The organism is Haloarcula sp. JP-L23, assembly GCF_011602445.1.
GTDB lineage: Archaea > Halobacteriota > Halobacteria > Halobacteriales > Haloarculaceae > Haloarcula > Haloarcula pellucida.
On the sequence record NZ_CP050016.1, the window covers coordinates 243,842 to 268,011 of the forward strand.

Genomic DNA, 24,170 nt, shown 5'->3' on the forward strand with positions numbered 1-24,170 from the left:
GTAGGCTGATACCAGACATAGTGTATTACTGGAATCACGACAGACGCTGTAGAGAAAGGTAGTCACCAGGATGCCTGATAAGAATACCATGGTAGAACATCCCATATACTCTTTATATGAAAAAAGCTAGTATATCCAATGAGTTCTCACTCAAAGGGCACTCCGCTGCTCGAAGCGTGGGCGAGGACGACGGCATACATGCTCAATAGCGCCGCCGCGGCTAATCGAGCAGTGGTTGCCACTGTTGACAGCCACTCAGATCGTGACGGGACCGCTTCGGAGCCGGTTGCTCGGATTGAAGCTGGGGAATCACTCCCAGAATGGCGCGTGGAAATGAGCGAAGACCACCAAAATAAACTCAGTGTCGGCGATCACGTTGAGTTTACAAAGACGATCACCGACGAAGATATCAAAGCGTTCGCTGCAGCGAGCGGCGACACGAATCCGTTGCATCTTGACGAGGCGTATGCTGAGACGACTCGATTCCGTGGGCGCCTTGCCCATGGAGTGCTCGTTGGCAGCCTCATCAGTGCAGCTTTGGCTCGGCTGCCTGGACTGGTCGTCTACCTCTCTCAAGACTTCGAATTTCACGCACCAGTCTATCCCAATACCCGTCTGACAGCGACTATCGATCTCGTGGAAGCACTTGGCGATGGACAGTATCGTCTGAGAACCAGGGTTATCCATGACGAGGAAACAGTTATTGACGGGGAGGCAGTCGTCCTCCTTGACGATCAGTCCGTGTAGGATCGGCGTCCCGTTTGATTCCTACCCTGAATACATCCTGTACTGATTCGATGGAAATTCTGCTATCCCATGAGAGCGTGAAACAAGTATGGGACGCAAGAGACCGGCAATCGGTCCGTGCCTCAGAGCACGTTGTATTGATTGGTCCGAGTGCGTAAGAAGCCGAATTATGGGCGTTACAGCCCGACTGCCGCTCCCGGCGGCAGTCGGGAAAGCCCGCATAGGTGACTCTCTGTTTCACGCACCGGCGTCCCGGAGTGACAATCCATGTTCCTTGGAATTGACATCCACAAGCGGTACGCACAAGTGGCAGTGATGGATGAGACCGGTGAGATCGTCGAAGAGGTTCGCGTCGAAAACGCGAACCTCGACGACCTCGCCCAGCGATATGCTGGAGCAGAAGCTGCCATCGAGGCAACCAGCAACTACTACCACATCCACGATACGCTGTCTGAGTACCTAGATGTGACTGTTGCTCACCCTGAAAAACTGAACTTGATCTCAGACACCGACAAGAAAATTGATCGCGTTGACGCAAAGGAATTGGCTCGACTATGTCGGTTGAATTCAGTGCCGGAAAGCTACGTTCCTACTGATGAGATCCGTGAAGCCCGCGCACTCGTGCGCGGGCGACAGAAGTTGGTCGAGAATCGGACAGAGTATGCAAACAAAATCCACGGATTGCTGTCTGATCACGGCATCACTCGGAAGATCAAACCGCTGAATGTGAAGGGAAGAGAGTTCCTGCGGGAACTCTCGCTCCCGGGCCCGTGGGATGAATTGTTAGCGTCGTATCTAGAGATAATTGAGACGCTCACCGACGAGATTGAGCGGCTTGATGAAGCAATAGAGGAACGCGCTGGGTCTCTGAAGGAGACCCAGCTCTTGATGACCATTCCTGGTGTGAGCTACTATTCGGCGCTGATGATCTACGCCGAATTGGGTGAGATAGAACGGTTCGACAGGGACAAAGAGGTCGTAAGTTACGTTGGATTGAACCCAGTGATCCGCGAGTCTGGCGACTCGCGGTTCGAAGGTGGAATCTCAAAACGAGGATCAGGACGGATGCGCTGGATCCTCGTTCAGTGTGCGCAAACAGCAGTTCACACATGTAACGACGAGTATCTACGTCGGTTCTACGATCGGTTAGCAGGAAAAAAGAGTTCACAAGAAGCAATCGTTGCAACCGCTCGGAAATTGCTGGTGTCAATTTACCACATGCTTGATCGAAGGGAGGTGTACAATCCACCAGGAGTGAGTGCCTGAGCGCCGTCGCTGCGACGGCGCTCAGTGGTCGGTTCGCAGACCGCAACAGCCACAGCTACCGCACAAGATTCTCCCAGCCTGCCAATAGTTGAGAGTGGCATCAGACCACAGTCTGGTGGTTTCCATATCTCAAGCGATCCGGAATCTGTCCAGTCCAAAATATTATGACGCCAACGGTGGTTTGTTCAGATAGCAGAATTTCCATAGGTGACCGACCCGTCCACGAACGTCTGGCTCAGTGGCCACTCGTCCTCGGCGTCACCGATGAGGCCGCCGTCCACTCCTGAGACGCTACGTTCGCACGCTCATCGTCGAGGATACGAAATTTCCGGAAACAAACGAACTGTCCAACACGCCCTTCGCGATACTCGGTGAGTACAATGAGAGTTTCCAGAGGAGCGTAGCTGATGCGTTGTCCCGCATGTCGCCGGATCGCTCGTCATCGATTTCTGCTGGGGAGACGGCATGACACGGACGGTCGCCGACGCGAACTGTTTTGTGGACGAGTTTATGCGTGGTCCATATGAAATCCCGAGAACACAGTGGTCTCTAGTGAAGAGACGCTCAAAGACACAAATATGCAGTCCCGGCCCAGTCTCGCCGTCGGGCTCTCTCAAAAGTACAAACGAGGGGCCCAACTACCGTAGCAGATCCGCTCCGGATACAGAAATCAAATCCTTGGACGTTATAAAATCCCTTGTGACCCATGGAAATTATTTTTCATATGTGAGGTCGAATATTGTACCAGTAACCAGACTTGGATAAGAGCCTGAAATAATGAACCGACAGCAGTCCCCGAGTGACCAGCGCAAAGCTCGGTACCACACGGAGTGGAATGACGAAAAACTACTCCCCATAACGATAGTTAGGGCTGTAGCCACGGTTTCAAACAGAAATCCAACGGAAATAGAGCCGCTCTGTGACGCCATCAATCCCGACGCACTGGTGACGCTCATGACCTCCTGCAATGACTCCAAAAGTGCCTCTGTTACCTTTAGCTATGCCGGGTATGACGTGTTGGTACAGAACACTGGACAAATAACGCTCTGGAAATCAACCGAGAGCTGAACTAACGAACGCAATGGTTTAGCGATCTCTGGGGTGTTCCCTCCAGAGATTCTGGTGAGACCGACCACCGATAATAAAATCCATGGTGGATCATAGCACACACCGACACTGTCTAGTGTTGCTTCAAGCGTGATCTGATAGCGTTATGCCGCTACACGACCTCTAGAACCTCCTCATGAGTAGGAAGCTGTATTTCGTCGAATTGGCTGAGACAGAGCGTGCAGAGCTCGAAGCGCTGGTTTCAGCTGGCAACCACAGTGCGCAAAAACTCACCCGAGCACGTATCCTGTTGAAGTCCGATGAGGGATGGAGCGATCCGAAAATCGCTGACGCGCTGGACTGTGGCCGCGCCACCGTCCAGCGCACGCGTGAGCGATTCAGCCGACAGCGACTCGGCGCCATCGAACGGAAGAACCCTGCCGTATCTCCTCGCGCAAACTCGACGGCAACGCCGAGGCCCATTGATTGCGTTGGCGTGCAGCGAGCCGCCCGAAGGGCGCGCTCGCTGGACGCTTCACCTCCTCGCAGACACGCTTGTCACCCTCAATGAGATCGACGTTAATGAGTGAGGAATCTTTTGTGGGGTCAGTGCGAAGTGCTGGCAATGGGACGCGAGCGACGCAAAGAGATCAAACGTCACATCTCAGAGGAGAACCTCGATGAGCTTCTCCGCGACGCCGAAGACAAACACAGAATTCGGCGTCTCGGGTTTGTGAAGAATCTCTACCAGGGCGATACGATTGCGGAAGCTGCCGACCGGGAAGCACGGTCGGCAGCGACTGGCGGTCGGTGGGCGGATGCGTGGAATGAAGGTGGACTCGAAGAATTGATGCCGAGTTTCGGGGGCGGTCGGCCCCCGAAACTCGATGAAAACGAACAAGAAGAGCTCCTCAAGCTCCTCGAAGAAGGCCAACCATGGAAATCACAGGAGATACAGCATCTCCTAGCCGAGGAATTCGATGTCGAGTACCATCCGGATTACCTCGGGAAGTTTCTCCGAGATCTCGGCTTATCGTACGCGAAGCCACGTCCAAAACGGCCAAATCGGCCGGAGAATCCAGAAGAAATCCTCGACGAGACCGACGACCAACCCCACAACAAAGAGGAAGGTGATGAAGAGGATGGATGGGTTGTCGACGACGATATCTGTACTGACGGCGGTACGGTCATCGGTTTTTTCGATGCGTCACAACCGCAGCCATACGATAATTCGCGGCGAGTGTGGTACGTCGATGATCCGCACATCGAACGGCCGTTAGTCAAGACAGAAGACTCAGCGGTTGGATTCTACGCATTGAACGGAGAAAGTCTGGTCAGCTGGACTGAAACAGAGAAAGAGAAGATTTGCAGCGTATTAGAGAAGGTCCGCGAGCAGAATCCGGGCCAGCGGATTCTGCTCGTCTTGGACAAGCACGGATCACATATCTGTGAATACACGCGCAAACGTGCCCATCAACTAGGAATCGACCTCATTTTTCTCCCGTCAGGTTCGCCGCACCTCAACCCAATCGAGCAAGTCTGGAAACAGCTGAAATGGACGATGTCGCCGATTATTGTCGGCGACGAGGACGAATTTCACGAACTCGTCAAAGATGTGTTTGAACAAGTGACGCAGAGAGTCAGCTACGCCAAGAAGTGGTGTGAGAAGTTCCTTAACTTTCAGAAGTTATCTTGACTATTATTGTAAGAATTGGTCTCACTGAGCGTTCTGAATTAAGCCTATCGCTCATGCATAGCACGTTGTTGATTTCATAGGATCGCTTGAATAGCGTGTTTGAGGGCATCTCAACCCGGTTTCCGGTACAGCTCCCGGCGTAACTGGAACGCTCAAAGATACTGTGTCAGCTTATCATTAGAGATACCTCGGTGAGGAAAGAGCCACCGTCACGCCAACGAACCTGCGCCAACAGGTCCGCTGCGACCGATTCCGGCCCAAACACATCGAGTGGAATCATTTTAATCTGCTAAACACTACTCCCCTGTGAGACGAACAGTTATGTACATTCGTCCGATGGTGCTACACATCGACAGATGGACGCTGGTAAGTCGGACGACGTAGCCATTGATGGGATATCTGCACTGGGGTGGCGACTCCTTCGAGTCGCAGCCGGGTTCAGCCAGCGGGATGTCGAGAAAGAGATCGACGACATCATGCAAGCGCACATCTCGATGCTGGAAAGCGACGCTCGGAGCCTCTCTGAACAGCGTCTCGAACAGTTGTTCGAGCTCTATCGGGCAGAACTGACCGACGAGCAAATCGACGCACTAGTTAGAAACTTCTGATATGACTGTGCCCCGTTCACCAGATAGACGACGTATCCGTGACACGCAGGGAGATGAGAAATGACGCGGTCCGGTCAGTTTTCGGGCCGACGAACGGGAGTGTCACTCCTCGTCGCTGTCGTGGTGACAGCGGCTATCGCCACCGCACCGACGCCAGCAGGCCTCGATGAAGCCGCTCAACTAACACTCGCTACGATGGCACTGGCAGCGATTCTGTGGGTAACGAAAGCACTCCCGCTCCCGGTGACGGCACTTCTCATCCCTGTGGCACTGACTATCTTCGGAATCTACAGCGATATGGAGGCCGCGTTATCGGGATTCGCGGATCCGCTCATCTTCCTGTTCATCGCCGGATTCATGCTCGCCAAGGCGCTCCAGACCCACGACATCGACCGTCGGCTCGCGCTCTATCTCATCAACTGGATGGGGCGGTCACCGAGGTTGCTCATCCTCGCCATCATGCTCGCGACGGCGTTTCTCTCGATGTGGGTCTCGAACACCGCCACGACGGCTATGATGCTGCCAGTCGCACTGGGCGTTCTCGCCGAGGTCGTCGGCCGCGAAACGCCGGACGACGAGGTATCGAATATGCGCGTTGCAACACTGCTCGGGACCGCCTACGCGGCGAGCGTCGGCGGCATCGGGACGCTCATCGGGACGCCGCCGAACGTCGTCGCCGTCGCCTTCCTCGACCGACTGGTCGACGTCGAGATATCGTTCGTACAGTGGCTCACTATCGGTCTCCCGGTCGTCGTCGTGACGCTCCCACTGACGTGGTACGTCCTCACCTTCTGGCTGTATCCACCCGAGATGGACGACGTGACTGACGCGCAGGCACAAGCTGGTGAGTCCCTCTCGGCGCAGGGAGAGTTCTCGCCTCGGGCTCGGCGGGCAGTGTATATCTTCGCGGCGACGGCTGGCCTGTGGGTGCTCGGTGGCCTGGGATTCCTCTTCGAAGGAGTCCTTCCATCCGCATGGCAGGTGACGCTGTTCGGCGGCGAGGCAACCAACCTGTTCGGGCTCGAGGGGCACCGTGGTATCCTCTACTTCGTTGTCGTCGGTCTGCTAGCCATTCCGGCTCTCGTCGTAGCCGATGCCGACGACTGGGAGAATCTCGTCGACATCGACTGGGGGACTATCGTCCTCTTCGGCGGCGGCCTCTCGCTCGCCGATGCACTCCGCAACACCGACGCCACCGCGTGGCTCGCAGATTCGCTGTTCGACGCCGTCGTCGGGGCACCGCTGATACTCGTAGTCCTCGTCATCGTCGTCTTCGCGATACTAATAACGGAACTCACCTCAAACACTGCAACGACCACGATACTGGCACCGATACTCATCGGCCTTGGGAGTGTCCTGGCCGGGACACTCGGTATCGACGCCGTTCCAGCGGCGGTCTTTCTGACCGTTACCGGTGCAGTCGCCACGAGTTTCGCGTTCGCTCTTCCCGTTGCGACACCGCCAAACGCGATCGTCTTCGGAAGCGGCTACCTCGATCAGAGCGATATGATACGGGCTGGCATCGTGTTGAACGTCCTGATGACGCTCGTGTTAACCGTGCTTGTCGTGATTTTGTTCTCGTTCGTGTGGCCGAGCGTTCTCTGGTGACAAGCGTCGGTCACCGACCCTCCCTACTCGCTCGGAGTTGCTCCCCGCTCATTTCGGCGAGGAGGACTTGTCGGTGGATTCGGCCTCAAACGCGCCAGGGTACGGGTGTGTCCCCGATTCGGCATCACTGTCCCGGAGTCGAGGGTGTAGTGAAGGACCTCGAGGACAAGCCCCGAGGCACTCACCTTGTCCCGCCTGTAGACTCTGGCTGTCAGCGTACACTTTGATTTTTTATTCGGGACCCACACACATTTATGAGATTTCTGTAGATGGAAATTCCAGTTATATATTCTCTCTTGCCAATTTCTGAATGGATTTGCGGTATATAGATTCTCTTCCATGTAATTTCTCATAGTATTGCGACATCTAAATATATCTATCCTGGAGACGATGTAGAAGTGTCGCCGAGAGGACAGCCTTTCGACGATGCACGTCTCCCGCTAAGAGCTGGTTTGAGTCGTCAACACGGCATAGTGATCCTTTCCTCGCCGTCGATCTCAATCAGTACAGCGCCTGCTCGATGGAGTCGTCGAGGTCGTCGAACTGGTCGAGATACTGGTCGCGCTCCGTCCGAAGGTCGCTGATCGCAGCCTCATAGTCCGACAGATTCTCCGCAACGTCGAACTCCTCTACGTCCATCTCCGGCACGTCGGCCGGGACGGTGAGATCGGTTGCCGTATCCGTCTCCCACTCGACGGTCCCGCGGGAGATCGCACGCAGCAGCGTAATCGTGTCCTGTACGCCGACATCCCTCGACCCGACGCGACCGGTGTTCAGCACGTAACACTCCACGTCGAGGTCTGCGATGAGGTCACGGAACCGGTTTCCTTCTTTGCCCTTCGAGCCGATGATGAACGGATTCGTCCCGACGACGCGAATCGACTCTCCCGCTGCGGTCGGGTCTCCGGCACTAGTCTGGACGGATTCGCCGAGCATGAACGCGACAGCGGCCTCTTCGGGATTCAGTTTGGCGACGGGAGGCATCGCGGGGTTCCGTGTGATGAAGAATATCTGGTCGACTTCCGGGAGGTCAACCTCGTCGCCAGCCGACCGCAGCTTCTCCCGCTGAATGATGGCACGCCCGTTCTTGGTGTATCGATCGCTGTCGAAATCGACAGTGCCGTCGTTCGCGACGTCGACGTTCTCTACGACTGCGGAGTCGTCGGTCGTCGCGGCATAGATTTCTGGTTCGGTCTCCTCGTCGAGGCCGTGCGTCTTGACGAACAGCCCTTTCCCTTCGCTGCCCGCGACAGTCCCGTCCGGACGGAGCGCACAGACGTCGTCTTGCAGCATCGTCGCCCCCTCGGGGTCGTCGAGCCAGAGTCCGTGGGCCGTCAGCGTTGACTTGCCCGTACCCGAGAGACCGAGGAACAGTTGCCCGACCGTCTCCGTCCCGTCGTCGGCCTGTAAGCGGACCTGCTTGCTGCCAGCGTGCAGCCCGAGGCCACCTTGCTGTTTCGAGTAGTACATGAACAGCCGGAGGAACGATTTCTTGGCCTCACCGAAGTAGTCGCTGCCAGCGACGACAGTAAGCCCTCGCTCCGGGAGGATTCGAATCTTCGTCTCGTCCCACTCCGGGAGCTGTAGCGTGTAGAAATCCGGTTCGCGGTCGGTCTCGGCCGGTTCCAGCAGTTTCGACAGACCGAGCGCGATACGCCCGTACCACTTCGGGACGTAGTACCGGCAGACGTAGCTGTTCTCGGGGTGACGACCGACCTGCCGGTCTACACATACCATCTCCGCTTCGCTGGCCGCCTCTAGCGCTTCGTCGATGAACGCCCAGTCCGCCTCGTCGAACTCGCTGTCTATCCTGTTTTTCGTCTTCTCTGCGTTGCGGGATTTCTCGGCGCTGACGTACGACGGCGATCCGAACTCCGTCTGCGTTTCGAGGTCCTCCGAGAACGCACGCAGCTGGTCGGCCGATGGGTTGTAGATAACGCTGTCGCGTGTTTCCGGATCCGGTAATCTCGATTCTACTCTCTGACTCCGTGCGCCGATCTCGGACATCGTGTACGTATAAATTGCCCTGTAGCAGTTGATAAGTGTATGTGGACTCTATCTATAGTAAATCGCTGGATAGATTGGTTACGGAGACACGGTTCAGTGGAATCGGTCGCGCACAGACACTGCTCAGTATAAACGACAGTGGCTGTCCGAGACTGTACGCTTCTCCGGACGGAACCAGCCGAGCTTCACAGGGTCTAACTGGCAGTTGATTCCACAGTAGTCTCCAATAATACGGTTGTGGCGAGAGAGCGTCCACGACGAACGATTGGCTTGAGCGGTGATTCGACGCTACAGAACACCGAAATAACGGATAGACTGGTGTTGTGGGGCTTGTCCAGTGATTTTCCCTGGATCTGTTATGAGTCGGCGGTGGACGAGAGATTCTCTGCTTCGGAACGGACTTTTCGAACTCGTCGTGAGAGGGGTAAGTAGACGAATAACAGCAGTACGAGAGTTATTTTCGATATGCGTTCTATCATATGCTCAGTGACCAATACTCAGTCGATCACATCGAAAGCCCACTAGCCCTTCCAGTAGAGCTTGAATCTGCGTCTTCGATGGGCGGTCAGTTCTCGAAGTGAGACGGATAGTGAGTTTCGGTGGTGAGGAGTCGCTGTCGGCGGCGGACTGCCGCCGACGCGACAGCGTCGCCACTCACGACCGCTGTCCGGATCGGTGGACAGCTACCGGAAGAACCGGTCGTCGAGGGGTTGATTTGCTGGAACAGCCTTGCGCACACCAAGCGCTGTCCAGGCGGCCCGCAGCACCATCTCACAGAACTCCGTGAACGGCCACCTCCAGAGGCGGCGCCCCCGCGGCGGGGCGCCGCCACGTACCTCCAGTGAAGATACCGCCAGCAGTTTTGGAGAAGCAGGCTCACAACAAACATCACCAGCCGTAGACCAGCGTCCTGAGAACTAGTGAATGCGAGGCTCTGGTTGGCTAATCGGTAGCTAGACTCGATGCCGAAGCGCTTGCTGTAGTGCTCTCGTGCATCTCGTGGTGTGTCGATGAACGGCGCGTCAGCGGCGTAGCCGTGACGCGCCACCCCGTGTTCGTCGTATCGTCCCTGCTGGTAAACGCAGTCGATGAATACGGGGAACGTCACCTCGCCGGCGAGATCGTGTTCGATCTCGCGGCTCCAGCCTGTGCTGAGTTCGTCTTGAATCGTCTCTCCCCACTTGACAATCGGCATGACGTAGGCGTAGTTGTGTGCGTACAGCAGTCCGAGACAGGTGCTGTTGTAGAATCCGCGATCGAGGTAGACAGCCTTGACGCCGAGGTCAAGGCCGTCAAGGAGGTCTAGAAACTCAGCGAGGACATCGCTGGTGGTCTCGCCAGCGACAAGCTGGCGGACCGCCAGCGTGTACCGCTTGTTGCGTACCCGCGCGTAGAGGGTCGCATACGCGTGAAAAGTCGTGGTTCCGCGTTTGGCCTGCGACGAATACAGCGCTTCTGTCTCGTCTTCGTCGCCGTAGTAGGGTCGAGGTGGAGGTCGGCGACGACCTCCACCGGTCGATCCGGGAGTGTCTCAAGGATATCTCTCTGGAGAAGCGTGTCTCCAACCGCCTCGACAGTATCAAGGTCGAACTGATCGGTGAGATATCCTCGGACGGTGTTGGCATGCGGTGAGTCGTCGGTTGTTTCGCAGACGTGGTTGATCGAGGTCCCGCCGGCGCTGGCGCCGGCGAGGACCTCGTACAAGGCATCTGTCGTGACCTCAACGTTCTCACCGAGATCTATCGGAAGCTCCTCGTCAAGGCTGTTGACGACAAAATTAAGCAGGTGCTCTTCCTCTATCTCGCTGTCTGCTTGGGTTGGTTGCACATCCTCTCCAAGCAGACGCTTACTCTAACCCGATGTGATCGACTGATACTGGTTATCCAGACGCTGCAGCGGCTTTGTTCCGAACCGGCTTCAATAAGCCGTTCGTCGATGCGGAACGGGTTTCGAGCATCGACATCAGGTCCGAGTGAGGATGGTAGTAACAGAAGTACACACATTATATACATACGGTGCGTGTTTTATTGCAGCCAGACAGTCTGGATAGGAGTTCGGTGAAGCGGAATCGTCGCTGGAATATTGGCTCACTGACGACCTCGTCTACCGGTCCTCAGCCTCCCATCGTCGGTGTTGGTTCTGAGATGTACTGACACGCTGCCGTCACGAACGACATTATCCGTGAGATCGGCGGACACACGTCGTGGCCCCATCCCATCTTCACGGAGTTCTGAACCGACCACCATGGGCGTACGTCCGTACGAGTCGGACCGAAATCGGTGCTCGTTAGCGGCCCATGGATAACAACTGGACGTCCAAAAACGGCTTGCTACCACGGCACAACACAAGAGAGACCTACTCGAAGCGGATGTAACGTCAACGATATACCTGATAATTGTTGCAGGAACCGGTATTATTATCTTTGGACACCAGCTTCACACAGATGCATGTCGCAAATCAGCAAGTCGAGACGTAGTGTTCTCTCCAGTGCAGCGACGCTCGGTGTCATCACTCTCGCAGGTTGTTCCAGTGACAGCGGCAACGGCAGCAGTGGTGACAGTGGTAGTGATAGCGGTAGCGAAAATTATCGAATTTCGATTGGCGGGACATCTTCAGGGAGTTCTACACAGCAGGCCGGGCAAGCGCTCGCGCGTGCCGCCCAGCAACACAGCGATATCCTCGACGTCTCAGTACAGGTAACAGACGGCTGGACGGCGAACCTCTACGAGTTCGACGAAGGCAATATCTCCTCAATCGGCGTCGATAACAACTCACTGACGAAGGCGATGAACGACGAGGGACCGTTTGCCGATCAGTCCGTCGACTCACTCCCACAGCAAGGGTTCGTGTTTACGAACCTCGAGATGTACTGGGTCGCCATGGGGGACTCGGGAATCACTTCGACGGCCGACCTCGCGGAGGGTGGGTACAACATCTACCCGATCCAGCCCGGTTTCGGGACGCGCCTGTTGACCGAGGAGGTAATCCGTGAAGCAGGTCTGTGGGAGCCAAACGAGATTCTCAACCTGGATACGAGCGATATTGCGGGTGCTGTCGAGGAGGGCCGCGTCGACGCGCTCTGTATCTACGGTGCGAACGGTGTCAGCCTCTCAAGCTGGGTCCAGGAAGTCGACGTCCGGAGCGGTGGCCAGTTACAGGTCATCGAGGTCGACGAAAACTTCGAACAGGCTATCGATAACGTCGGCGGTGCGATCAAGAAGGAACTCGAACCGTACGGATGGGAGCAGGAGGTCACTGGCATCACCGACACCACCATCTCGTGGGTTCTCGCCGGGCAGTGGGCGTTCGGTCCGGACGTACCCGCCGAGGCAACCCGTGAAGTCGCGCGACTCTCCAGCGAACATCACGAAGCGATTCGCGAATCCGACCCGACGGCACTCGACCACTCCGACCCCGAGTCGATGACGTCTGCGGTCATCCCAGAACTCGGCGTGCATCCCGGCGTCGCTGACTTCTTCGAAGAGAACGGAGTCTGGAACGACGAGTGGAAACGCGGCGAGACGAACTGAGTCGGGACTCTCACTGGAGAACAGTTACAGCAACCACCGATTTAGGAGAGAGACGATAGAACCCATGTATCACAACACACGAGATATCGATCACAGACAGAGGTACGGCAATGGCTGAACAAAATCAAAGCGCGCCGGACGAACCAGATTCAGGGGTCGCCTTCGACCGGGAAGGAATCTGGGACGCAGAGGCCCTGTCGATGCGGAACCTGCTCATCGGCCTGTCAGTGGCCTTCTGGCTGATCGTGATCGCGTACGCCTACGATCAGACGATCCCACGTGCACAGTACGGTGTCGTTTTCCTCGGTGGGATTCTCGAACTGTATATTCTCACCGAACTGATGGCGCTGACAGAGAGCAATGGCCGGGCCAACATCGTCGCAGACTTCAAGCAGGCGTACGGTCCAGACAATCGCCTCGATGCGGTCGCTCTCACCCTCTGTGCGCTCGATATCGCTGCTACGACGGTGTACATGGCGGTGAACTTCCAGGCGCTGTACGTCGAACGCTCCGGGCGTGCGCTGCCGTTCGAGTACTGGGCGGCCGCGGTATTCGTAGCGGTCATGATCTATCTCACCTGGCGTTCGTTCGGTCGGACGTTCCTTGCGGTCGTCATACTCGGGTTCGGATACGGTGCCTTCGGAATGTTCGCACCGGGACCGCTCCAACACGGCGGCCTCACCGTCGAGCGTATCCTTCGGACGACCGTCATCAGCGTCGACGGCTTCTTCGGGTTCCTGACTCAACTGGTCGCCGCGTGGATCGCGCTGTTCCTGCTGTATGCCGGCCTGCTGAAGGCCTACGGCGCGTTCGATCTCATCATGCGACTCGCGTTTCGGTCGGCGAAATACCTCGACTCGGGGATCGCACAGACTGCAGTGCTGTCCAGTGCGGTGATCGGATCTGTCAACGGGAGCCAGACGGCCAACGCCGGGATGACCGGCTCGTTCACGATCCCGCTGATGAAGCGCAACGGCGTGAAACCGGAGACTGCGGGCGCTATCGAAGCGGTCGCATCGACTGCCGGTCAGGTGCTTCCACCGGTTATGGGGGCCGGCGCGTTTATCATGGCGTCGCTCATCACCGGGATCACGTACGTCGACGTCATCATCGCCGGACTGATCCCCGCGACGATCCTCTCACTGACGATCTTCATCGCAGTTCACTACGTCTCGGCACCGCAGCTCGACGACGTGAACGCGGATCGACTCATCGAGGATCCGCTCCCGCGCGATGAGTTCCTCACTGAAGCGATAAAGTTCGGACTGCCGCTCTTCGTCCTCATCTACAAGCTCGGGATCGAACAGGTCACGGTGATGACGGCGGCGTTGTGGACCGCATCGGTGATGCTGGTCACCGGGCTGTCAATCCCGGTCATCCGGGCCGCCGCCGGTATAAGCGACGAGTCCCCAGTCGAATCGATCAAGCGGACCGGCTGGGAGACGCTGGACGGTGCCCGTGAGGGCGTCATCGTTCTGGCACCGGTGACGATCATCCTCGCGGCGATTAACGGCGTCGTGGACATCCTCACCGCGACAGGTGTGCCGACGGCCATCTCGCTCGCCCTGCTCGACCTCTCGGGCGGAGTCCTGATCGTCGCCGCTATCCTCTCGATGGTCATCTGTATTATCCTCGGACTCGGGATGCCGACGACCGCATCGTACACCATCGTCGCACTGCTGGTTGCCCCCACGCTCATCAGCCAGTTCTTCCTCCCCGAACTCGCAAGTCACTTCTTCGTGTTCTACGCCGCGATTCTCGCCGGCTTGACCCCGCCGATCGCTACCTGTGTCGCAGTCGCGTGCGGGATCGCAGGCGGGAACTTCTGGGGGAGTTGTCGGGAAGCGATCAAGATATCCGCGCCGCTGTTCATCCTCCCGTTCGTCTTCGTCTATCACCCCGAGATCGTCTCCGCGGAATTGAATCAGCTGACGCTCACGTCGGCTGGGTTCGCACTCTTCGGTGCCATCGCCGTCATCCACGGCATCAACTATCGGTTCACGTATGGCCGTGCGGCCACCGCGGGGTTCCGAGTCGCCTTCTTTACCGCAGGCATCCTGACGATGGTCCACCCGGGTCAGTTGGTCCAGGCTGGCGCGATGACGGCCGCTGTCGTGATGTATATCCTCCAGACCGTCACTGGTCGGCCCGACCCCGTTGCAACGCTCTCTGACTTGTTCGACTTCGGTAGCTCGGTACAGACAGACGAACTAAAGCAAAAGTAATCCGACCGACACACTCTTCTAACTTCCGGCCGGAAACGGGGCATGGAGGTCGCGATCATCACGTTCGACGGCGTCGACGAGTTAGACGTAGTCGGCCCGTACGAGGTCTTCGAGAACGCTGCCAGCGCGGGTGCCGACCTTACCGTTACTCTCTGTACGACCGATCGTACAGAGACGGTCACCGCGAGTCATGGTCTCGAAATCGGTCGGGCGGTTCCACTGACCGAGTCGGTTCCGGACGTACTCGTCGTTCCAGGTGGTCAGTGGAACGCTCGCGGAAAGACCGGTGCGTGGGCAGAGGCCCAACGAGGAACGTTGCCGGAGACCATCTCGCGACTCCATGACCAGGGAACGACAGTTGCTGGCGTCTGTACTGGGGCCATGCTCATCGCCCATGCCGGTCTGTTGCGTGGGCGGCCTTCGACGACACATCATGCGGCCATCGGTGAGCTTCGAGAGACGGGTGCGAATGTTATCAACGCGCGCGTGGTCGATGACGGTGATCTCGTCACCGCCGGTGGCGTGACATCGGGCCTGGACTTAGCGCTGCATCTCGTCGAGCGCGAGTTCGGTGCTGATGTCGCCACCCGCGTGTCCGAGCGGATGGAGTACGAGCCCCGGGGCCAGATTCACGACAGTCACTGACGTCGGCGACCGTCCGTGACGAGGCCAGCGTTTACACCACGAGGACGGGACGGTCGCTCTCGAGAACGACCTTCTGGGTGACGCTCCCGAACACCGCTTTCCCGACTGCAGTTCGTTTGTGGCTGGCGAGACAGAGACTATCCACGTCACGGTCCGCAGCGGTGTCGAGGATGACGGTCGAAACGTCGCCTTTGCCGGTCAACACTTCGACCGGGATGTCCAGGGCTTCGAGTGTCTCTTTCGCTTCCGTGATGGCGTCTGGAACGCCCTGTAACCTGTCGATACCCTCGTTGATAGACTCGATCACCGAACTGCCTGCCTCGTCCGGTGGCGCGTCGACCTCCTCGTGAACGAACAGTACCAACACCGAGAGATCGTCTCGTCCCGGGAGGTTTCGAATCGCCTTCAGCTGCGAAGCCAGTCGCTCCTCGTCACCGTCGACCGCGAGCAGTACTCGATGCACGTGTGTAACTTCCAAACCATCTGGCATTAATCTTCTGCCCAGAGGGAATACCACCGGTCGACACTGTCGGTGTTCCCCGACGTGTCCCACGGTGAACACAGGTAGAGACGACGTGAACGTCGACATCGCCACGAATCCCGGCGGTACATCACTGTGGAGAACTGAGGACGAGCGTCTGCCGTCCGGTCGCTACCCCGAAATACCGTCTGGTCTGTGTCCTACGCTCCAGCAGTAGGGGTGCGTGTCATAGAGTCCGTTGTAAGTCATTTCCGGTGTTCGCCCAGTCGGCGAATCACCGGGACACAGGGACAACCGATCCTATCATACGGACTGCTGTAGCTGTGTACCGGGACGACTGTACGCAGTCGTGCGCTCGATCCGGTACTGAACTACAGCAGTCCGTATCAGAGAGCGGCCTCTGTGCAGTACTGAAGCCGGGTTGCCGGTGTCACTCTTCGTCATGAGGAGCACCGACACATCGCTTGCACGGACCGTAGTGACCCTCGATGACCGCAAGCGGTTTTTCGACCCAGTAGTTCATTATTTTAACCGCACGGCAGTCCTCGCTTCGGTGGTACGTCCTGTTGTAATTCGACCCCGAGACGATGACCATCTCTTGTCTTTCTTGTGACTGTGAGTCAGTATCATGCTTGTCTGCCATATTGTGTTGTCTCTCTATCCGATAATCCAATTTACCAATTATCGCTCTCGCGTCATCGAGTGTTCCGACTGCCCGATCCGGAGTATGCGATGTTGAGCTCCAGTTCGTTTACGATTCCCAACACCAGGTCCGGCAGTTCCCTGGTGAATCGCTCGCCCTTCAGTCGATTCGTCGGACCGGCAACGCTAATCGCGCCTAGCAGTTCGCCGTTCGGTAACTCCACGGGGGCACCGATAGCCCGTAATCCCTTCGTGTTTTCCGAGCAGTTCGTCGCGTACCCGCGTTCGCGAACCTCCTCGAGGGCCGCAAGTAGCTCATCCACGTCGGTGATCGTGTTCTCTGTGATCGGTTCGAGGGTGGGTCCGACCATCTCACGGACGGTCTCGTCATCGTAATGCGAGAGGAGCGCCTTCCCGGCGGCCGTCGCATACAGTGGCAGGTGTCCGCCGATACGGGAGTCGGTGTGGACGGCGTCTGAACCGACCTCGCGGTGGACGTAGATACCGCGTCCGTTCTCCTCGACGACGAACTGCGAGCGCTCGTTGGTCCGTTGAGCCAATGTTACTACCTTCTCGCGAGCGAGGTCGTATGCGCTCATCCGAGACCGTGCCGTCTCTCCGATGTGAAGAAACCCCATCCCGAGTTGGTATCCGTCCTCACGTTTGTGGATGTATCCGCGGTCTCTGAGCGTGGTGAGGTGGTCGTGCACCGTACTCTTCGCGATACCCAGTTCATCCGACACCTCAGTCACACCGAGGGTCGTTTCCGCTGCGAGAAGCTCGACGATGTCGAGTGTGCGGTCGACCGACGATATTTTGCTGTTCGACCCGACAGCGCCTTTGGCTTCGTCTGTACTACTCGTCCCGTCATCCCGCATTTTCGTTCCCATTATCGTTTTGTGTAGGCCGCTGATCGCTGATCGTTACGACACCACTGTCGCAGTACCCCGTTCCCGGAACGGTGAGACGTTCGGTCGCCGTCAGATGTCGATACGGCATAGAGACGTCAATCGTTCCGGTCTGGGATTCGATACGCTCGTTGTACTCCTTGATCTCCGAGAAGTAGTGATTAATAGTCGAACAGTTGGTCTGGCCGAGAGACTGTCGGCCACTCGGTGCGAGCAGCTCAGACTCGAGGGTGTCGTCCGTGGAACCTGGAGCGGCGTCGCTGGCACCCCTTTCTATCTCGGTCACAGCGGAGACCCGTTTTTCTGGTCCCTCCCATCGGCGTGACGCAGTGTAAGAGCGGCTGCTCGCAGCAAGTTGGCACAGAGAGACTAGTGAAATAATCCGTTTCATGCCTATCACTTGAGGGGGAATCCTATACTGAGATCTGTACGCCGGTGTTGTCACCAGAGCAGGTGGGGCCAGACGAAGTTGAACAACACCCAGATGAGACCGGTCAGTATTGCGGTCATGACGACGTTGAGTATCATCCCCGTTCGCAACATGTGCTCCTGTTTGATGTAGCCGCTCCCGAAGACGATCGCGTTCGGGGGCGTCGCGACGGGCAGTGCGAACGCGAAGCTAGCGGCGATCGTCCCCGCGACCGACAGGAAGACCGCCGTTTTGAAGTCCGTGAGACCCAGCGTAGCCGCGAAGACGCTTCCCAGACCGATGAGGATCGGAACGAGGATGCTCGTCGTCGCGGTGTTACTCGTCATCTCGGTCAGGAAGACGACGAGCAACACGACGGCGGCGATGATGAGGATCACGGGCGTACCGGTGAGACCACCGAATACGGTCGTGGCAATCCACTCCGTGGTGCCCGTATCGGCGAGGGCTTTCGCGAGGGCGATGCCGCCGCCGAACAGCAGTAGGGTCCCCCAGTCGATGTCGACGAGTTCGTCCCACTCCATCGTGTCCGCGAGGACGAGCGCGGGAATCGCCACGACGCCGACCATCACGTAGTAGAGCAGTCCCTGATGGCCTTCGAGCCCGAAGACAGTCATCCCCTCGCCGCCGAACAGGGTCGTCATCCAGACATCCGGCAGATACGGTGCCAGGAAAGCCCCGAGTCCACCCAGTACCCACAGACCGGCCGTGGTCGCGAAAATAATCGCAACCCGTCGACCTCGCGTACTCAGATTGTCCTCCTCTTCGAGATATGCACGTGCCTGTTCCTGTGCCTGGCCAACGTCGCTTATCTGTGGGGGATACAGCACGTAGGTGAGGAGATACCAGACGATAGGCAGCGTGATGCAGACGACCGGGAGCCCGATCAGCAACCAGTCGACGAACCCGATCTCGTATCCCAGGGTGGCGTTGAGCTGGCCGACCAGGACGGCGTTGGGCGGCGTGCCGATTATCGTGCCGACGCCACCGATACTCGCGGCGTATGCAGTCCCGAGCAACATCCCGATCTGCATGTTCGTAAACGTATCCGCGTCCGCCGATATACCCCCGTCGGCGATCGTTCCAGCGGTGGTGCTATCGGACACCGAGTCCCCCACCGAGACGACGTCCTCGCTGCTGAGGACCTGCGTGAGGACGCCGACAGCGATCGGCGTCATCATCGCAGTCGTCGCGGTGTTCGAAACCCACATCGACAACCCCGCGGTGGAAATCATAACAGCGCCGATGAGACGGCGCGGTGAACTCCCCATCTTCGCCATTGTATACAACGCGATCCGACGGTCGATGTCGTACTTCTGGACCGCATTCGCTAGCATGAATCCAGCCATGAACAGGAAGATGAGGTGATCGGCGAACCCCACGAGCGCAGTGTCCATGTCGTCGTAGACACCGGTTCCGGTGAGGAGCACAGGAATCGTCAGCGCGGTGACCGCGAGTGGCAGGGTCCCCGTGACCCAGAGAGATCCGGCAAAGAACATCGTCGCGAGCGTGTACTGTCCTGCGAGTGAGAGCCCTGCCGGAGACGGCGCGAGTGCGATCAACAGTGCCCCGAGAACTGCAACGCAGAATTTGCCGAATTGTTGTTGTACGGCGGTCGTATGGCGCTGTATCATTGATACAAGAGAGAATACTCGCCATCTATAATAAAGGTTTTGGCCGGACGTAGGTGATAGACCATTAACAACATCGCGACGGCCTTCGCGGATGTCGAGGGCGCGTTTCTCGGAACGCTCCGCGTTCGATACCCCCAAGCAAGACAGGGGGCAGAAAGATAGAAGGACGCCTACGGAGTACCTCGAACTGTGCCGCTATTACAGTTCGACACGACGCTATCGCTGTCAGACGACGATAAAACGACGTTTGCAGAGCGGATAACCGAACTCTACACGGCCGAGATGGCGACCACGAGCGGGCACGTCGCTGTCGTGGTCCGCGAACACGAGTCGGCAGCGCTTCACCTCGGCCGAGCAGTCGATGGACCGCTACTGTTCCTCGACGCGGAAATCCGACGTGGGAGGTCGTTCGAGCGCAAACGTTCGTTCGCACTCGCTACGATGGAGTACGCTGCGGACGCGTTCGACGTTCCGACCGAGAACATGAAAGTCGTGTTCACCGAACATCCAGGAGAGGCGATGATGGGCATGGACCGCGTCGGTGATACGTGGACCGACGAGTGACCGGCCAGCGAGAGCCGGCACGATACTCCACTCCGAGGAGAGTGCAAGAACTTTAGTACCCACCAGTGTATCAATGATACATGTCGCTCGAAACAGTAGTTCTCGGCGTTCGACCCGGTGACGAAGGACAGGGAACGAAACTCGCACAGACGTTGCTCGACATCGCAGGGCCGGCGAACGCTCGGGCTGTGGTCGCTCAGGTGTTTACAGAAGCGGAGTACGAAACCACTGCGACGAGTATCGGTGCGAGTGACGTGGGCGAGATAACACCCGAAGAAATAGCAGAGCGACATGGGACCTTCAACGCCATCGACGCCCGCCTGAACGCTGCGGGGCTCGACTACGATTTTCACACCGTCGTTGGCCCACACGTCGATGCCCTTCTCGACGTAGCTGCGGACGCGGATCTCCTTATTATCGGTGGAAGCGAGCGTTCACCCGCTGGGAAAGCCGCTTTCGGCTCGACGGCGCAAACGGTTCTTCTGTCCGCACCGTGTCCAGTCGTGTTCGTCCGTCGAGAGTGAATCGCCCGGTGGTCAGGCGTGTGGCGTTCGAGTTTTCGCTGTTAATCTGTCCCCCGAGCGGAGTGCCGTTCAGCGAACTCAACTCTCGTTTTCCTGTGCGTCGGCGACCGCAACGCCAGCGAGGTTGACGATGTCTTTGACCTCGTCGCCACGCTGGAGCACGTGGACCGGTTTGTTCATGCCGACGAGCATCGGTCCGATCGCTTCGGCACCGCCGAGTCGCTGCAGGAGTTTGTACCCGATGTTGCCGGCTTCGAGGTTCGGGAAGACGAGGACGTTCGCAGGACCGTCGAGTTCCGAGAAGCCGTAGCTGCCGGTGAGCATCTCTTCGACGAGTGCGGTGTCAGCTTGCATCTCCCCGTCGACGGCGAAGTCGACCGAAGGGTCTTCGTGTAACGCTTGTACGGTCGCGCGGGGCTTTCGGACACCGTCGTTGTCGACGCTGCCGAAGTCCGAATACGAGAGGAGTGCAGCACGAGGTTCGACGTTGAACCGACGGGCGAGTTCTGCAGTGTGTTTCGTCACTTCGGCGAGCACTTCCTCGTCGGGATCCAGATTGACCGTCGCGTCCGCACAGAAGACGATTCGGTTCTTGAACGCCAGCATGTAGACGCCCGCGGCATACTCGGCGTCTTCCGCAGTGCCGATCACTTGCAACGGCGGGCGGAGTGCGGACGGATAGTGGTTCGTCAGGCCGGTAAGCATCGCGTCGGCGTCGTCCATCTCGACCATCATACTGGCGAAGTAGTTCGAATCACGGTGGATGAGCTCGTCTGCTTCCATGAGTGTGAGGCCCTTTCGCTGGCGGCGCTCGTAGAGGTGGTCGACGTAGTGGCCCCAGTCGCCGTCGTCCGGGTTGGCAACGACCGGATCGAAGTCGAGGCCGAGTTCGTCGGCCTTTCTGCGGATCCGGGTCTCTCGGCCGATGAGGACAGGTTCGGCGATTCCTTCCTCGACGATCTGGCTCGCGGCACGGATGATCTTCTCGTCTTCCCCTTCTGCGAGTGCGATACGTTTGGGGTCTGACTTCGCCTTGTTCAGGATGACCCGCATCATCTCACGGGATTTCCCGAGCCGTGCCTCTAGCTCGTCCCGGTACGTCTCGAGATCGAGGTTGTGGCGAGCAGCGCCACTGTCGATCGCCGCCTGCGCGACGGCGGGCGTCACTTCGTAGAGCACGCGCTGGTCCAGCGGCTTCGGAATGAGGTACTCTGGACCGAACTGTAACGGTTCGTCGCCGTACGCTTTGACCACTGCATCGGGGACGTCTTCTCGGGCGAGGTCGGCGAGCGCCGCTGCTGCGGCCCGTTTCATCTCCTCGTTGATCTCGGTCGCCCGAACGTCCAGGGCCCCGCGGAAAATGAACGGGAATCCGAGAACGTTGTTGACCTGATTGGGGTAGTCCGACCGGCCGGTCGCCATAATGACCGTGTCGTCCCGAGCCGTCTTGGCATCCGGATACGCGATTTCGGGGTCGGGATTGGCCATCGCGAAGATGATCGGGGTATCGGCCATCGACTGGACCATCTCCTGGCTAACGAGCCCGCCAACGGAGAGGCCGACGAACACGTCCGCGCCCTCCATCGCGTCTTCGAGGCTGCCGTCGTCGACCCCCTGGGCGAACGGCTCGGTAAACTCGTTGAGGTCACCGGCGTCGGCTCGGGTCTCCGAGAGGATCCCGTCGATGTCACACATCGTGATGTTCTCACGAGGGACGCCGAGTGAGACGTAAAAGCGAGCGGTTGCCGTTGCGGCCGCGCCGGCACCTGCGAAGGTGACGTCAAGAGTTGACAGCTCTTTCTCGGCGATCTCGGCGGCGTTGAGCAGCGCGGCTCCCGAGATGATGGCCGTTCCGTGCTGATCGTCGTGGAAGACGGGCACGGACATCTCTTCGCGGAGGGCGGATTCGATCTCGAAGCACTCCGGCGCTTTGATGTCCTCCAGATTGATGCCGCCGAACGTCGGCTCCATCGCTGCGACCGTTTCGACGAACGCCGCAGGGTCATCGATGTCCAGTTCTATATCGAACACGTCGATGTCCGCGAAGCGCTTGAACAGGACGCCTTTCCCCTCCATCACCGGTTTCGACGCCTGTGCGCCGATATCGCCGAGTCCGAGCACGGCAGAGCCATTGGAGACGACGCCGACGAGATCCCCTTTCGCAGTGTAGTCGTACGCTAGCGTCTCGTCCTCGGCGATGTCTCGGCAGGGTGCTGCGACACCGGGCGAGTACGCCAGTGAAAGGTCACGCTGCGTGTTTGTCGGTTTCGTCGTCGAGATCTCCACTTTACCTGGGGGGTCTTTACGGTGATACTCGCGTGCATCGTCTTCGAGCGTCATTGGTTACCTCTTTGTTGTTGAGATAGAGATGCTTTGCATTCAGTAGCCGGGTCCGTACAGGATGTGTCGTTACTCTGTCCGACTCTAGGTGTCGATGCTGTAACGACACGGAAGATGAATACCGTCGAGAGCAACGTCAGTCCCGCAAGCAACAGCCAGCTCTCTCGATAGCCGATCATCTCGGCGACGAAGCCAAAAGCCGGCGGGGCAAGCAGTGCACCGGACGTGAGTGCGAGCTGTCCGCCAGCGGTTGCACCACCCATCTGTTCATTCGAAACGAGTGTCGCGAGACAGGAGTAGTATACGCCGGTGAAGCCGAGAATGAAAAACCCGAGCATTACGAACGCCGCTATCGCTACCAGTCCGCGATCGACGAACGCGACCGCGACGAACAGCGCTGCACTCGCGAGGGCTTGCACGGCGAGGATCGTCCCGATACGTCGACGCGGCTCTCCGGGGAGCGTATCGCTTAGCCATCCCGAGACGATACGACCGACACTCCCCGACACCTGAAGCCCGGCGAGTACGAGTCCGCTAACTGCGATAGACATGCCAACGGCTTCGTCGAGATAGAGAATCGTGTATCCCACAGTGGTAAACAGTGCGGCTCCGAGAAACCACCCTGCGATACAGAGTGACCGATACGGTCGATTCCGGAGTAACACTCGGAACTCGGGGAACTCCGTCTGTTGGGTCGTCCGCGTCGGGTTATACGCGGCCGCGAAGACGATCGCGACAGTGATCGCGATCATGGCTGCGATGTAGAACCCGACCTCCCACGTGACGAGAGCGGCGACCTTCGTCAACAGAACGGCGCTGATACCGCTTCCAGCGGTCACGCCGACCTGTTTGATACCCGTGGCGAGGTTCTGACGGTCCGTCGAGACGTTCCCGAAGATCGCCTTGTTCGTGCCCGGCATCGCCGTCCCATACAGGCCACCGAGGACGAAGACAGCACCGAGCAGCGTCACGTACGACCCCGAACTTGCGACGAGGACGGCCCCGATGGCCAGTCCGATGAGACCGATGGTCAGCGTGCCGTGTTCGCCGTACCGATCGGTGATCGCGCCGAGCGGGAGCAAGAACGCCGCATATCCGAGCGTGAGCGACGTAACCACTACCCCCACTGCCGTTCCGGAGAGACCGAACTCGTCGCGGAGAAATGGTGTCGCGGCGAAGACAGCGTAGTAACAGATACTCGCAGCGAGTTGCCACAGAAAGACCAGTGACAGAATTCTACGTTGTTTCATTGAGGTAAATATTGATATAGG

At 58.1% G+C, this 24,170-nt stretch carries 19 protein-coding genes and 2 pseudogenes; 12 read left to right on the forward strand and 9 right to left on the reverse strand.

Annotated elements, in window-relative coordinates; all coding sequences use genetic code 11:
- The first annotated feature begins 198 nt into the window (after window positions 1-198).
- The 7 genes from G9465_RS22435 (at window position 199) to G9465_RS22465 (ending at window position 6,972) form a co-directional block, all read left to right on the forward strand.
- On the forward strand, window positions 199-747 hold the full coding sequence (locus G9465_RS22435; RefSeq protein WP_193571762.1) for a MaoC family dehydratase: 549 nt from the start codon (window positions 199-201) through the stop codon (window positions 745-747).
- 267 nt (window positions 748-1,014) lie between these two features.
- Complete coding sequence (locus G9465_RS22440) at window positions 1,015-2,013, forward strand: IS110 family transposase (RefSeq protein ID WP_166974826.1); 999 nt, start codon at window positions 1,015-1,017, stop codon at window positions 2,011-2,013.
- Between the two features lie 777 nt (window positions 2,014-2,790).
- Window positions 2,791-3,081, forward strand: a complete 291-nt coding sequence (locus tag G9465_RS22445; RefSeq protein ID WP_166974829.1) for a HalOD1 output domain-containing protein — start codon at window positions 2,791-2,793, stop codon at window positions 3,079-3,081.
- Window positions 3,082-3,256: 175 nt separating this feature from the next.
- Complete coding sequence (locus G9465_RS26500) at window positions 3,257-3,631, forward strand: helix-turn-helix domain-containing protein (protein ID WP_166974832.1); 375 nt, start codon at window positions 3,257-3,259, stop codon at window positions 3,629-3,631.
- Between the two features lie 54 nt (window positions 3,632-3,685).
- Window positions 3,686-4,756 carry an IS630 family transposase gene (locus G9465_RS22455; protein ID WP_166974835.1) on the forward strand — a complete coding sequence of 357 codons (1,071 nt, stop codon included), beginning with the start codon at window positions 3,686-3,688 and terminating at the stop codon, window positions 4,754-4,756.
- Window positions 4,757-5,112: 356 nt separating this feature from the next.
- Window positions 5,113-5,364 (forward strand): helix-turn-helix transcriptional regulator, encoded by a 252-nt coding sequence (locus G9465_RS22460; RefSeq protein ID WP_166974838.1) that lies wholly within the window; start codon window positions 5,113-5,115, stop codon window positions 5,362-5,364.
- 60 nt (window positions 5,365-5,424) lie between these two features.
- On the forward strand, window positions 5,425-6,972 hold the full coding sequence (locus G9465_RS22465) for a DASS family sodium-coupled anion symporter (protein ID WP_166974842.1): 1,548 nt from the start codon (window positions 5,425-5,427) through the stop codon (window positions 6,970-6,972).
- A 501-nt stretch (window positions 6,973-7,473) separates the two neighbouring features.
- Here G9465_RS22465 and G9465_RS22470 read toward each other — a convergent pair.
- Both G9465_RS22470 and G9465_RS22475 read right to left on the reverse strand, forming a co-directional pair.
- A complete protein-coding gene (locus G9465_RS22470) occupies window positions 7,474-8,979 on the reverse strand; it encodes a phosphoenolpyruvate carboxykinase (ATP) (RefSeq protein ID WP_166974845.1) in 1,506 nt (501 codons plus the stop codon).
- Window positions 8,980-9,662: 683 nt separating this feature from the next.
- Window positions 9,663-10,806 (reverse strand): annotated as a pseudogene (locus G9465_RS22475) (ISH3 family transposase).
- 620 nt (window positions 10,807-11,426) lie between these two features.
- On the opposite strand from G9465_RS22475, the gene G9465_RS22480 reads away from it, so the two are divergent.
- From G9465_RS22480 to G9465_RS22490, 3 genes are all read left to right on the forward strand, one after another.
- Window positions 11,427-12,509 carry a TAXI family TRAP transporter solute-binding subunit gene (locus G9465_RS22480; protein WP_166974849.1) on the forward strand — a complete coding sequence of 361 codons (1,083 nt, stop codon included), beginning with the start codon at window positions 11,427-11,429 and terminating at the stop codon, window positions 12,507-12,509.
- 200 nt (window positions 12,510-12,709) lie between these two features.
- Window positions 12,710-14,734: a TRAP transporter permease gene (locus G9465_RS22485; protein ID WP_227015864.1), complete on the forward strand. Its 2,025-nt coding sequence runs from the start codon at window positions 12,710-12,712 to the stop codon at window positions 14,732-14,734.
- Between the two features lie 42 nt (window positions 14,735-14,776).
- Window positions 14,777-15,379 (forward strand): DJ-1/PfpI family protein, encoded by a 603-nt coding sequence (locus G9465_RS22490; protein ID WP_166974855.1) that lies wholly within the window; start codon window positions 14,777-14,779, stop codon window positions 15,377-15,379.
- Window positions 15,380-15,410: 31 nt separating this feature from the next.
- On the opposite strand, the gene G9465_RS22495 is transcribed toward G9465_RS22490, so the two are convergent.
- The 5 genes and pseudogenes from G9465_RS22495 to G9465_RS22515 all read right to left on the reverse strand — a co-directional run bounded on the left by G9465_RS22495 (window position 15,411) and on the right by G9465_RS22515 (window position 19,471).
- A complete protein-coding gene (locus tag G9465_RS22495; RefSeq protein WP_166974858.1) occupies window positions 15,411-15,842 on the reverse strand; it encodes a universal stress protein in 432 nt (143 codons plus the stop codon).
- A gap of 448 nt (window positions 15,843-16,290) precedes the next feature.
- Window positions 16,291-16,503 (reverse strand): hypothetical protein, encoded by a 213-nt coding sequence (locus tag G9465_RS22500; RefSeq protein WP_166974861.1) that lies wholly within the window; start codon window positions 16,501-16,503, stop codon window positions 16,291-16,293.
- A 181-nt stretch (window positions 16,504-16,684) separates the two neighbouring features.
- Window positions 16,685-17,392 (reverse strand): annotated as a pseudogene (locus G9465_RS22505) (IclR family transcriptional regulator); the annotation flags it as partial.
- Window positions 17,370-17,696 (reverse strand): hypothetical protein, encoded by a 327-nt coding sequence (locus tag G9465_RS22510; protein ID WP_166974864.1) that lies wholly within the window; start codon window positions 17,694-17,696, stop codon window positions 17,370-17,372. The pseudogene G9465_RS22505 and the gene G9465_RS22510, both read right to left, overlap by 23 nt.
- A 155-nt stretch (window positions 17,697-17,851) precedes the next feature.
- Entirely contained in the window at window positions 17,852-19,471 is a 1,620-nt protein-coding gene (locus G9465_RS22515; protein WP_166974867.1) for an SLC13 family permease, read from the reverse strand.
- 189 nt (window positions 19,472-19,660) lie between these two features.
- On the opposite strand from G9465_RS22515, the gene G9465_RS22520 reads away from it, so the two are divergent.
- Both G9465_RS22520 and G9465_RS22525 read left to right on the forward strand, forming a co-directional pair.
- Window positions 19,661-20,035 (forward strand): tautomerase, encoded by a 375-nt coding sequence (locus G9465_RS22520; protein ID WP_166974870.1) that lies wholly within the window; start codon window positions 19,661-19,663, stop codon window positions 20,033-20,035.
- An 80-nt stretch (window positions 20,036-20,115) separates the two neighbouring features.
- Window positions 20,116-20,559: a universal stress protein gene (locus tag G9465_RS22525; RefSeq protein ID WP_166974873.1), complete on the forward strand. Its 444-nt coding sequence runs from the start codon at window positions 20,116-20,118 to the stop codon at window positions 20,557-20,559.
- A 78-nt stretch (window positions 20,560-20,637) separates the two neighbouring features.
- Here G9465_RS22525 and G9465_RS22530 read toward each other — a convergent pair whose 3' ends face one another.
- Together G9465_RS22530 and G9465_RS22535 are read right to left on the reverse strand one after the other, a co-directional pair.
- Window positions 20,638-22,899: an NADP-dependent malic enzyme gene (locus G9465_RS22530; protein WP_166974877.1), complete on the reverse strand. Its 2,262-nt coding sequence runs from the start codon at window positions 22,897-22,899 to the stop codon at window positions 20,638-20,640.
- On the reverse strand, window positions 22,896-24,149 hold the full coding sequence (locus G9465_RS22535; RefSeq protein WP_166974880.1) for an MFS transporter: 1,254 nt from the start codon (window positions 24,147-24,149) through the stop codon (window positions 22,896-22,898). Before G9465_RS22535 ends, G9465_RS22530 begins: the two co-directional genes overlap by 4 nt.
- Between the last annotated feature and the right edge of the window lie 21 nt (window positions 24,150-24,170).